The following is a 9,870-nucleotide window of genomic DNA, read 5'->3' as shown; positions in this document are numbered from 1 at the left end:
CTCACGCAGAGGTAAAATGATTCCATTAGGATGTAACATGTATGTAGTTTTGAAGGTACAGAATGGAAACGGTAGCCGGTTGGTTATCGTTTTTTTATTATCAAATTCTGAAGAATATCAATTAAGGTTGCCTGTCCACTGGATTTGTAATATAATGGGAACGTTGAAAAATCGAAAAGAATAAGATCTGCTGTCACGTTTTAAACAGAAATATACAAGGCTGTCAGCAGAGAAGAGGATGAAAAAATGAGCAGATTATCAGTGGTTTTGCCAGCTTATAACGAAGAACTGATGGTAGGAAAAACCTGTCGTGTTCTTCATGAAGTATTAGCAGAAGCCGGCATTTTCTACGAACTAGTTGTTGTTGACGATGGCTCAAAAGACAAAACCTGGGAAGAAATCACCAAAGCCGGAGAAAAAGATGGAAATGTTCTTGGCGTTCATTTTTCCAGAAATTTCGGAAAAGAAGCAGCAGTATATGCAGGAATGGCCCAGGCTACAGGAGATGTGGTGGCAGTTATGGATTGTGACCTGCAGCACCCGCCGGAAACTTTGATTTCCATGTACCATCTCTGGGAGCAGGGATGGGAAGTAATCGAAGGCGTAAAGAAATCAAGAGGAACGGAAAGTCTGCTTCATAAAGAGAGCGCTGGCTTTTTCTATGGAATCATGTCCAAGGCTACAGGTGTGAATATGCAGAATGCTTCGGATTTCAAGATGATGGACAGGAAAGCAGTGAATAGCATTCTTTCTATGCCAGAACGAAATATGTTTTTCCGTGCGACCTCATCCTGGGTGGGATTTAAGACCACTTATGTGGAATTTGAGGTTCGGGACAGAGAAGCTGGACAGTCTAAGTGGTCTACCTGGTCCTTGATAAAATACGCTTTTACCAATATTGTGGCTTTTACTACAGCACCGCTGCAATTTGTAACAGTCGTAGGAGGGGCATGCTTTGGATGCTCCCTGATTTTGATTATTTATTCGCTGGTACAATTTTTGGCCGGCAGAGCGGTAGAAGGATATACAACTACCCTTATCGTTCTTCTGCTTATTGGAAGCGCTATTATGCTCAGTCTTGGAATCATTGGCTATTACATTGCAAAAATATACGAAGAAGTAAAACGGCGTCCACGCTATATCATTTCTCAGATTCTTCGTGGAAAAGAGGATGTCTATCAGGAGGTAAACCATGACCGCTCTCATTAAGAAACTGTATGCCAGTGATGTGGTACGTTATGTGTTTTTTGGAGGATGTACTACACTGGTAAATTTGGTGAGCTTTTTTCTTATGCGTCAGGCAGGAGTTCAAAGAGATCTTGCAAATGTGATCTCGATTATTCTGGCAATTCTTTTTGCTTATGTGGTAAATTCTAAATTTGTTTTTCAGGACAAATGCGAGACTTTGAAAGCCCATATTCGTCCATTCTGCAAATTTGTCGGAGCGAGAGGTGTAACAATGGTGATTGAAGTAGCAGGCGTATGGTTCTTTGCAGAGATCATACACATGAATGATATGGCCGGCAAATTTATCACCCAGTTTGTAGTTCTGGCATTAAATTACATATTCAGTAAATTCCTGGTATTTACCAGCGGGAGGAAATCATGACATTAGAAGAAACACTTAAACAGATAAAGCCTTTGAATGAGGAAAAAATGAAAGCAGCCAGAATGCGATGGGACAGCATTGCCAAGCCTCTCCATTCCCTTGGAAAAATGGAAGATCTGATTACGCAGATCGTTGGAATTACAGGGGAAGAGAAAGTGGATCTTGGAAAAAAAGCTCTTGTTGCCATGTGTGCAGACAACGGCGTGGTAGAAGAGGGGGTTACCCAGACAGGACAGGAAGTTACTGCAATTGTAGCAGATAATTTTGTAAAAGAAACCACTACCGCTTGTGTAATGTGTCACCAGTGTGGAGTGGATGTAAAGCCAGTGGATGTGGGAATGGTAAGAGACACCACAGCACGTACAGATCTGAAAGTTATGTATGGAACCCACAATATGACGAAAGGTCCTGCTATGGCAAGAGAAGAAGCCATAAAAGGAATTGAAGCAGGAATTGCTATGGCAGAAGAGTTGAAGGCTCAGGGGTATCGTCTCTTTGCAACTGGTGAGATGGGAATTGGAAATACCACAACCAGCAGTGCAGTTGCATCTGTGCTTCTGGGGCAACCAGTGGAAACCATGACTGGCCGTGGCGCAGGACTTTCCAGCGATGGACTTACCCGCAAGATTCAGGCAATCAAGAAAGCCATTGATTTAAACAAGCCGGATGCAAAAGATTCCATAGACGTGCTTGCAAAAGTTGGAGGCCTTGATATCGCAGGAATGGCAGGTGTGTATCTTGGCGGAGCTGCATTACAGATTCCGGTTCTTATTGATGGTTTTATTTCCGGAGTTGCCGCTCTTGTAGCAGCCAGACTTTGCCCGGAGGCAGCGGATTATATGATTGCCAGTCATGTGTCCAAAGAACCGGCAGCACATCTTGTTCTGGATGAGCTTGGAAAAGAAGCTGTGCTTCATGCTGACATGTGTCTTGGGGAAGGCACTGGAGCCATTGCCCTTTGTCCGTTTCTTGATATGGGAGCTACTCTTTACAATACATTAAGTACATTTGATGATATTCACGTGGATCAGTACGAGGAGCTGAATTAATATGATGACAGTTGTGACCGGAGGAAGCGGAAGCGGAAAATCTGCTTTTGCAGAAGATAAAATAGTATCTTTTGGACCGGCAAAAAGAATCTATATTGCAACCATGCATCCATATGACGAGGAAAGTCATAAGCGTGTGGCACGTCATCAGAAAATGCGTGCAGGAAAAGGATTCGAGACAGTTGAATGTTATACCGGATTGAAGAATCTGGATTTCCCGGAAAATGCTGTGGTTCTTCTGGAATGTATGTCCAATCTTGCCGCTAATGAGATGTTTGAGGAAAAAGGGGCTGGTGAAAAAACTGTGGAAGCCGTTTTGGAAGGCATAAAAAAGTTGAGAAGCCAGGTACGTCATCTGGTAATTGTCACCAATGAGATTTTTTCCGAAGCAGCCAGTTATGAGGGCGATACCATCCGCTATCAGGAATATCTGGGGATAATCAATCAAAACATTGGAAAAATGGCTGATGAGGTGGTTGAAGTAGTATATGGGATTCCAATCTGGCATAAAGGAGGAAAAATCATTGAAAATGCTGTGGAATAATTTTAAAGTGGCATTTGCCATGTATTCAAAAATCCCTATGCCAATGGCAGACTGGAACAAGGAGAATATGAAATATACATTCTGTTTTTTTCCTTTTATCGGCCTGGTAATTGGAGCGCTTTCTTATCTGGTAGGATGGGCAGGGGGAAAATTTGGATTTAATCCGTCTTTTGTCTCAGCAGTTCTTGTACTGGTTCCGGTAGTGGTGACAGGTGGAATCCATGTAGATGGTCTTCTGGATACTTCGGATGCATTAAGCTCCTGGCAGGAAAGGGAGAGACGTCTTGAAATTCTGAAAGATTCCCATGCCGGTGCATTTGCGGTTATTACAGCCTGTGCTTTTTTTCTGATATGGTATGGAGCTTACAGCCAGTTGTGGACGGACAGGCGGGCACTTTTGATCATGGCTCTCGGATTTATGGTTTCCAGATGTTTTTCCGGAATCAGTGTCATGATGTTTCCAAAGGCACGTAAAGATGGAACTGTAGCAGAATTTTCCAGAAAAGCAGAAGATATGATCGTGCGGAATGTGCTGATCGTTTATCTGGGAATCCTTCTGGCGGTGATGATATGCATCCAGCCTGTGATGGGCATTCTGGCATTTGGAACTGCAGTACTTGTTTTCCTTTATTATCATTATAAAGCAATGAAATATTTTGGCGGGATCACAGGTGACCTGGCAGGCTATTTTCTGTGCCTTTGTGAGGTAGGAATGGCTGTTGTACTGGCTGTTGTTTCTGTATTTATCTAGACATGTCTGAAAAATCATTCCCGCAATTTGCACGCCCCACTTTGCGGTATATTTTGCCCGAATTCGGTTGTCGTAGCCTGCTATGCGCCCTCATCCGGGCAAAATTTCCCACAAATTGTGACGTACATCTTGCAGAAAGCCTTTTACAGACACGCTCCGGGAACTGGGAAAAAAGGGAGGAATTGTAACAATGGAAATGATCATCGGAGGTGCTTTTCAGGGAAAGAGCACCTATGCAAAAGAACATCATCCTGATATCTGCTGGAAAAATGGAGCTGATCTGGAAAAAGAAGAGCTTATGAATGCAGAAGGCGTCCTTGATTTTCAGGAGTATATCAAAAAAGAATTAAAAGCAGACAAAGATCTGACCAGACTGGCAGAAGAATTATGGGAGAAAAATCCGGATATCATTCTGGTAAGCCAGGAAGTGGGATACGGCGTTGTCCCAATGGATGCTTTTGACCGGAAGTACCGGGAAGCAGTGGGAAGAGTCTGTACGGATCTTGCATCAAAAAGCAAAAAGGTAATACGTGTAGTATGTGGAATTGGGACGGTGATCAAAAATGCTTAAACTTATTCTGGTTCGTCATGGGGAAACCCAGGGAAATAAGTTAAAAAGATATATAGGAAAAAGGACGGATGAGCCTCTTTGTCCGGAGGCTGGGAATATGCTGGCGCAGCTTGCTTATCCGGAGGTACAGGCAGTTTATGCAAGTCCTATGATCCGCTGTACCCAGACAGCAGGAATCCTTTTTCCCGGAAAAAAGCTGAATATTATTGATGAGCTTGCAGAATGTGATTTTGGAGAATTTGAAAATAAAAATTATCAGGAACTAGACGGAAATGAACATTACCAGTCCTGGATCGATTCTGGCGGACTTCTGCCATTTCCGGGAGGAGAGAGCAGAGAGGAATTTAAAAGACGCAATGTGACCGGCTTCCAGAAAGCTGTAAATGGTTGTCTCCGTAATGGGATTTCTTTGGCAGCACTTGTGGTACATGGCGGTACGATCATGAATGTTATGGAAGAATATGCAGACGAAGACCGCTCTTTTTATGACTGGCATGTGCAGAATGGCAAAGGCTATGAGGTGGAAATTGATCCTGAATTATGGAAAAAGGGCCGGAAATTTTTGCATGTGATCCGGGAGTTATAAAGATACATATACGAATAATGTAGATGGAAAATCAGCTATGGAATAGAGCTTGTTTGAAAAATCCATTAATAGAGAGAACAAGGCAGTTTGTTTAATTGACAGACTGCCTTGTTTTCATGTTTATGCAGACTGCGGGCAAAATCTCCCTCGAATTGTGACGTACAGCTTGTAGAAAGCATTTTTCAAACATGCCCTAGAGCCTGTTTTGGTTGTGATCAGTTAGTTTGTTTAAACAAAAATTTTGAGAAAGCCAAAAATATATTTAGATTTCCTATTGAAATTTATATGGGAATGTGTTACATTATCTGTATAAAATATCCTAAAAAATGTTGAATTGTGCTATTTGATTCAACAATTTTAACAAGTAAAGGAGGATGCCATATGCTTATTATTGGTAATGGAAGAATGATCACACGGGACGCATCCAAGGCATTTATAGAGAACGGTGCAGTTGCAATGGATGGTAACACCATAGTTATGGTGGGGACTACAGATGAGGTGAAGAAGGCATATCCGGATGGAGAATTTGTAGATGCCAGAGGCGGAGTTATCATGCCTGCATTTATCAATACCCATGAGCATATCTACAGCTCTTTTGCCAGAGGTCTGAGTATTAAAGGATATAATCCCAAGGGCTTTCTGGATATTCTGGATGGACAGTGGTGGACCATTGACCGTCATCTTACCCTGGAGCAGACCAGACTTTCTGCGATGGCTACTTACATCGACAGTATCCGGAATGGTGTAACGACTGTATTTGATCACCACGCAAGCTTTGGACATATTACCGGTTCCCTCAGTGCTATTGAATCAGCAGCTAAGGAGCTTGGTGTCCGTACCTGCCTTTGCTATGAAATTTCCGACCGTGACGGCATGGACAAGTCCAGAGAATCTGTAATGGAGAATGTGAACTTTATCAAACACGCACTTGCAGATGACAGCGACATGATCGCTGCTATGATGGGTATGCATGCATCTTTCACTATTTCCGATGAGACCATGGAATTGTGTAACGAACTGAAACCAGACGGTGTTGGCTATCATATTCATGTTGCAGAGGGTATCTATGACCTTCATCAGTGTCTGAAGGAGCACAGCAAACGAATTGTAGACAGACTTTACGACTGGAATATTCTTGGGCCGAAGACGCTTCTTGGACATTGTATTTATATTAACGAGCATGAGATGGATTTAATTAAAGAGACTAACACTATGGTTGTCCACAATCCGGAATCCAATATGGGAAATGCCTGTGGATGTCCGCCTACCATGGAATTGGTACATAAGGGAATCGTTACAGGACTTGGAACTGATGGATACACCCACGATATGCTGGAATCCTGGAAGGTTGCTAATATCCTTCATAAGCATCATCTCTGCGATCCAAATGCTGCATGGGGTGAGGTTCCAAAGATGCTCTTTGAGAACAATGCAATTATTGCCAACCGCTACTTTAAGAAACCACTTGGTGTTCTGAAAGAGGGGGCAGCTGCCGATGTGATCGTAATGGATTACAACCCGCTTACACCTATGAGAGCAGACAATGTAAACGGACATCTTCTGTTTGGAACTACAGGACATGACGTTGTGACTACTGTATGTAACGGCAAGGTTCTTATGAAAGACAGGGAAGTGCTGGTTTGTGACGTAGATAAGGTTATGGCTGACTGCCGTCAGTCTGCACAGGAACTGGCTGACGATATTAACGGAGGAAAATAAATATGAGCGATATTATGACATGTATGCCTTTCGGGCAGCTGATGGACTGGGTCCTTCAGGAGAAAAAAGGGCAGGACACTGTATTTGGGGTACATCGCCCATACACAGCAGATCCGAAGAATGATATGACTATTTTTACCAGAAATCTGGAGACACCAGTGGGACCGGCAGCAGGTCCCCACACCCAGCTGGCACAGAATATCATTGCTTCTTATTATGCAGGAGCCCGTTTCTTTGAGCTGAAGACAGTTCAGAAGATGGATGGCGCAGAGCTTTCTGCATGCGTGAATAAACCTTGTATTCTTGCAGATGATGAGGGATATAACTGCGAATGGTCAACTGAGCTGACTGTTCCGGACGCGATGGGCGAGTACATCAAGGCATGGTTTATCCTTCATGTGATCGCAAAAGAATTCGGCCTGGGTGCACAGGATGGGTTCCAGTTTAATATTTCCGTAGGATATGATCTTGCAGGAATTAAGGGAGACAAGGTCAATACCTTTATTGACGGAATGATGGAAGCAAAGGACACTGTTATTTTCCAGGAATGCAGAAAATGGCTTTTGGACAATGCTGACAAGTTCCAGAATTTTACCAGAGAAGACATCGAAGCAATCCCGTCCAATGTCTGTAATTCTGCTACGATCTCCACACTGCATGGATGTCCTCCACAGGAGATTGAGAGCATTGCAAATTATCTGCTTACAGAGAAACATCTGAATACCTTTGTAAAATGCAATCCGACCCTTCTTGGCTATGATTTTGCAAGAAAGACCATGGATGAGATGGGATATGATTATATGGTATTCGGCGATTTCCATTTCAGAGACGACTTGCAGTATGAGGATGCAGTCCCCATGCTTACACGGCTGATGAAATTATCCGAAGGACTGGGCCTGGAATTTGGTGTAAAGATTACCAATACTTTCCCGGTTGACGTTACACGAAATGAGCTTCCAAGTGAAGAAATGTACATGTCCGGTAAAGCTTTGTTCCCGCTGTCCATTTCCCTTGCAGCCAAACTTTCTGCTGAATTCGCAGGAAAACTTCGAATTTCCTATTCCGGAGGTGCAGATTATTACAATATTGACAAAATTGTGGGATGCGGTATCTGGCCTGTAACTATGGCTACCACCCTTTTGAAGACAGGCGGCTACCAGAGATTTACCCAGGTAGTAGATAAGGTAGAAGGAATCTGTCCGAAAAAATGGGAAGGAATCGATGTGGATGCACTGAAGAAGCTGGCAGCAGATGCTATTACTGATGGGCATCATGTGAAGAACATTAAGCCGGTTCCGAACAGAAAGAGCACAAAAGAAGTTCCTCTTCTGGACTGCTTCTATGCACCATGTTCTGAAGGTTGTCCAATCCATCAGGATATTCCACAGTATGTAGCACTGACTGGTGAGGGGAAATATAAAGAAGCACTTGAAGTGATCCTTGAGAAAAATGCCCTGCCATTTATTACAGGCACCTTATGTGCACACAACTGTATGACCAAATGTACCCGTAATTTCTACGAAGAATCCGTAAATATCCGTGGCACCAAGCTGACAGCAGCAGAGCATGGCTATGAGCAGCTGATCGGTGAGATCAAGGCCGGCGAGCCAAACGGTAAGAAGGTCGCCGTAGTTGGTGGCGGTCCTGCTGGTATTGCAGCTGCTTACTTCCTTGCAAGAGAGGGCGCAGCAGTTACCATTTTTGAAAAAGAAGAGAAAGCTGGCGGCGTGATCCGTTACGTGATACCTGGATTCCGTATTGGTGACGCTGCTATTGACAAAGATATTTCTTTCATCCAGAAGATGGGTGTAGAGATCCGCACAAATACAGAGATCACTTCTGTGGCAGATCTGAAAGCACAGGGTTATGATGCTGTGATCCTGGCAATCGGAGCTGGCAAGCCTGGCACTTTGAAACTGGAAAAAGGTGAGACCGTTAACGCTCTGAAGTTCCTTCGTGATTTCAAGGCAAATGATGGTAAGCTGAATATTGGCAAAAATGTAGTTGTAATCGGCGGCGGAAACACTGCTATGGACACTGCAAGAGCTGCGAAACGCACAGAAGGCGTAGAGCATGTTTATCTTGTATACAGAAGAACCAAACGCTATATGCCAGCTGCAGAGGATGAGCTTCTGGAAGTTCTGGAGGAGGGCGTTGAGTTTAAGGAACTTCTTTCTCCTGTAAGTCTTGATGGCGGCAGACTGCTCTGCAAGAAGATGAAGCTTGGCCAGATGGATGCTTCCGGACGTGCAGGTGTAACCGAGACTGCAGATGTGGTAGAGGTTCCGGCTGACACCGTGATCGTAGCTGTTGGAGAAAAGATTGATACCGATTTCTACACTGCCAACCAGATCGCAGTAGATGAAAGAGGAAAAGCAAAGGTCAACGATAAGACTCTTGAAACCAGCGTGAGTGGTGTCTATGTTGCCGGAGACGGCGCCAGAGGCGCAGCAACCATCGTAGAGGGAATCCGGGATGCACAGCTGGCAGTGAAAGATATTCTTGGCAAAGAGATTACCAGAGATGCAGCTGTGACAGGTGATGTGAAAGACTGTTTCGAAAAGAAAGGTATCTTGAAGCACAGCAAAGAGGCAAAGACAGAGGAAGAGAGATGTCTTACCTGTAACAAAGTCTGTGAGAACTGTGTAGATGTGTGTCCGAACCGTGCCAATATTTCCATCAAGGTTCCTGGAATGGCTATGAATCAGGTGATCCACGTAGATTATATGTGTAATGAGTGCGGCAACTGTAAGAGCTTCTGCCCATACGCAAGTGCACCATACAAGGATAAATTTACTCTGTTTGCAAATGAGAAAGACATGGCAGACAGTAAGAACGATGGTTTTGTTGTTCTGGATAAAGAGAATAAGACCTGTAAGGTGAGATTTGTAGGCCAGATCACAGACTGCAAGGCAGACGATCCGGCAGACAAATTGTATGACGGTTTGAAGAAGCTGATCTGTGCAGTGATCGATGATTACGGATATCTGATAACTAAATAAAGTAATAGAAAATACTGTCCACAGCTTTTTAAGGGCTGT

At 43.7% G+C, this 9,870-nt stretch carries 12 protein-coding genes and 1 pseudogene; 12 read left to right on the top strand and 1 reads right to left on the bottom strand.

The features are described from left to right. The 6 genes from LIZ66_RS16410 to cobS all read left to right on the top strand — a co-directional run. Nucleotides 1-184, top strand: a 184-nt coding sequence (locus LIZ66_RS16410) for a hypothetical protein (protein WP_227201060.1), incomplete at its 5' end; no start/stop codon positions are given. 62 nt (nucleotides 185-246) lie between these two features. Next, on the top strand, nucleotides 247-1,209 hold the full coding sequence (locus LIZ66_RS16405; RefSeq protein WP_226838072.1) for a glycosyltransferase family 2 protein: 963 nt from the start codon (nucleotides 247-249) through the stop codon (nucleotides 1,207-1,209). Further along, nucleotides 1,193-1,609, top strand: coding sequence for a GtrA family protein (locus tag LIZ66_RS16400; RefSeq protein ID WP_226838073.1), 417 nt, complete (start codon nucleotides 1,193-1,195; stop codon nucleotides 1,607-1,609). The genes LIZ66_RS16405 and LIZ66_RS16400 overlap by 17 nt, the downstream gene beginning before the upstream one ends. Continuing rightward, nucleotides 1,606-2,658, top strand: coding sequence for a nicotinate-nucleotide--dimethylbenzimidazole phosphoribosyltransferase (gene cobT / locus LIZ66_RS16395; RefSeq protein ID WP_226838074.1), 1,053 nt, complete (start codon nucleotides 1,606-1,608; stop codon nucleotides 2,656-2,658). Before LIZ66_RS16400 ends, cobT begins: the two co-directional genes overlap by 4 nt. A 1-nt stretch (nucleotide 2,659) precedes the next feature. Next, nucleotides 2,660-3,202 (top strand): bifunctional adenosylcobinamide kinase/adenosylcobinamide-phosphate guanylyltransferase, encoded by a 543-nt coding sequence (locus LIZ66_RS16390; RefSeq protein WP_173773575.1) that lies wholly within the window; start codon nucleotides 2,660-2,662, stop codon nucleotides 3,200-3,202. Continuing rightward, a complete protein-coding gene (gene cobS, locus LIZ66_RS16385) occupies nucleotides 3,189-3,953 on the top strand; it encodes an adenosylcobinamide-GDP ribazoletransferase (RefSeq protein WP_306797110.1) in 765 nt (254 codons plus the stop codon). Before LIZ66_RS16390 ends, cobS begins: the two co-directional genes overlap by 14 nt. Nucleotides 3,954-3,992: 39 nt before the next feature. Here the strand turns inward: cobS and LIZ66_RS19580 are convergent. Beyond that, a pseudogene (locus tag LIZ66_RS19580) lies at nucleotides 3,993-4,037 on the bottom strand (DUF6783 domain-containing protein); the annotation flags it as partial. Here LIZ66_RS19580 and LIZ66_RS19575 point away from each other — a divergent pair. From LIZ66_RS19575 to ygfK, 6 genes are all read left to right on the top strand, one after another. After that, the gene (locus tag LIZ66_RS19575) at nucleotides 4,031-4,141 is read left to right on the top strand and encodes a DUF6783 domain-containing protein (protein ID WP_408611571.1); all 111 of its coding nucleotides are present in this window, start codon (nucleotides 4,031-4,033) and stop codon (nucleotides 4,139-4,141) included. The pseudogene LIZ66_RS19580 and the gene LIZ66_RS19575 sit on opposite strands and share 7 nt — an antisense overlap. Before the next feature lie 2 nt (nucleotides 4,142-4,143). Further along, complete coding sequence (locus LIZ66_RS16380; RefSeq protein WP_195380245.1) at nucleotides 4,144-4,524, top strand: bifunctional adenosylcobinamide kinase/adenosylcobinamide-phosphate guanylyltransferase; 381 nt, start codon at nucleotides 4,144-4,146, stop codon at nucleotides 4,522-4,524. Beyond that, nucleotides 4,517-5,110, top strand: a complete 594-nt coding sequence (locus tag LIZ66_RS16375; protein WP_173716604.1) for a histidine phosphatase family protein — start codon at nucleotides 4,517-4,519, stop codon at nucleotides 5,108-5,110. Before LIZ66_RS16380 ends, LIZ66_RS16375 begins: the two co-directional genes overlap by 8 nt. A 108-nt stretch (nucleotides 5,111-5,218) precedes the next feature. Further along, entirely contained in the window at nucleotides 5,219-5,443 is a 225-nt protein-coding gene (locus LIZ66_RS20240; protein WP_368366803.1) for a DUF6783 domain-containing protein, read from the top strand. A 48-nt stretch (nucleotides 5,444-5,491) separates the two neighbouring features. Further along, nucleotides 5,492-6,829 (top strand): putative aminohydrolase SsnA, encoded by a 1,338-nt coding sequence (gene ssnA / locus LIZ66_RS16370; RefSeq protein WP_226838075.1) that lies wholly within the window; start codon nucleotides 5,492-5,494, stop codon nucleotides 6,827-6,829. Between the two features lie 2 nt (nucleotides 6,830-6,831). Further along, complete coding sequence (gene ygfK, locus LIZ66_RS16365; protein WP_195591016.1) at nucleotides 6,832-9,831, top strand: putative selenate reductase subunit YgfK; 3,000 nt, start codon at nucleotides 6,832-6,834, stop codon at nucleotides 9,829-9,831. Nucleotides 9,832-9,870 lie beyond the last annotated feature (39 nt).

The organism is Blautia faecis (assembly GCF_020554845.1).
GTDB lineage: Bacteria > Bacillota > Clostridia > Lachnospirales > Lachnospiraceae > Blautia_A > Blautia_A faecis.
This window is presented reverse-complemented; position numbering and strand designations above follow the sequence as displayed.

Coding starts and splice junctions, on each gene's coding strand:
- LIZ66_RS16390 (WP_173773575.1), top strand. CDS start 2,660: ATGATGACAGTTGTGACCGGAGGAAGCGGAAGCGGAAAATCTGCTTTT.
- LIZ66_RS16375 (WP_173716604.1), top strand. CDS start 4,517: ATGCTTAAACTTATTCTGGTTCGTCATGGGGAAACCCAGGGAAATAAG.
- LIZ66_RS16380 (WP_195380245.1), top strand. CDS start 4,144: ATGGAAATGATCATCGGAGGTGCTTTTCAGGGAAAGAGCACCTATGCA.
- ygfK (WP_195591016.1), top strand. CDS start 6,832: ATGAGCGATATTATGACATGTATGCCTTTCGGGCAGCTGATGGACTGG.
- LIZ66_RS16405 (WP_226838072.1), top strand. CDS start 247: ATGAGCAGATTATCAGTGGTTTTGCCAGCTTATAACGAAGAACTGATG.
- LIZ66_RS16400 (WP_226838073.1), top strand. CDS start 1,193: ATGACCGCTCTCATTAAGAAACTGTATGCCAGTGATGTGGTACGTTAT.
- ssnA (WP_226838075.1), top strand. CDS start 5,492: ATGCTTATTATTGGTAATGGAAGAATGATCACACGGGACGCATCCAAG.
- cobT (WP_226838074.1), top strand. CDS start 1,606: ATGACATTAGAAGAAACACTTAAACAGATAAAGCCTTTGAATGAGGAA.
- cobS (WP_306797110.1), top strand. CDS start 3,189: ATGCTGTGGAATAATTTTAAAGTGGCATTTGCCATGTATTCAAAAATC.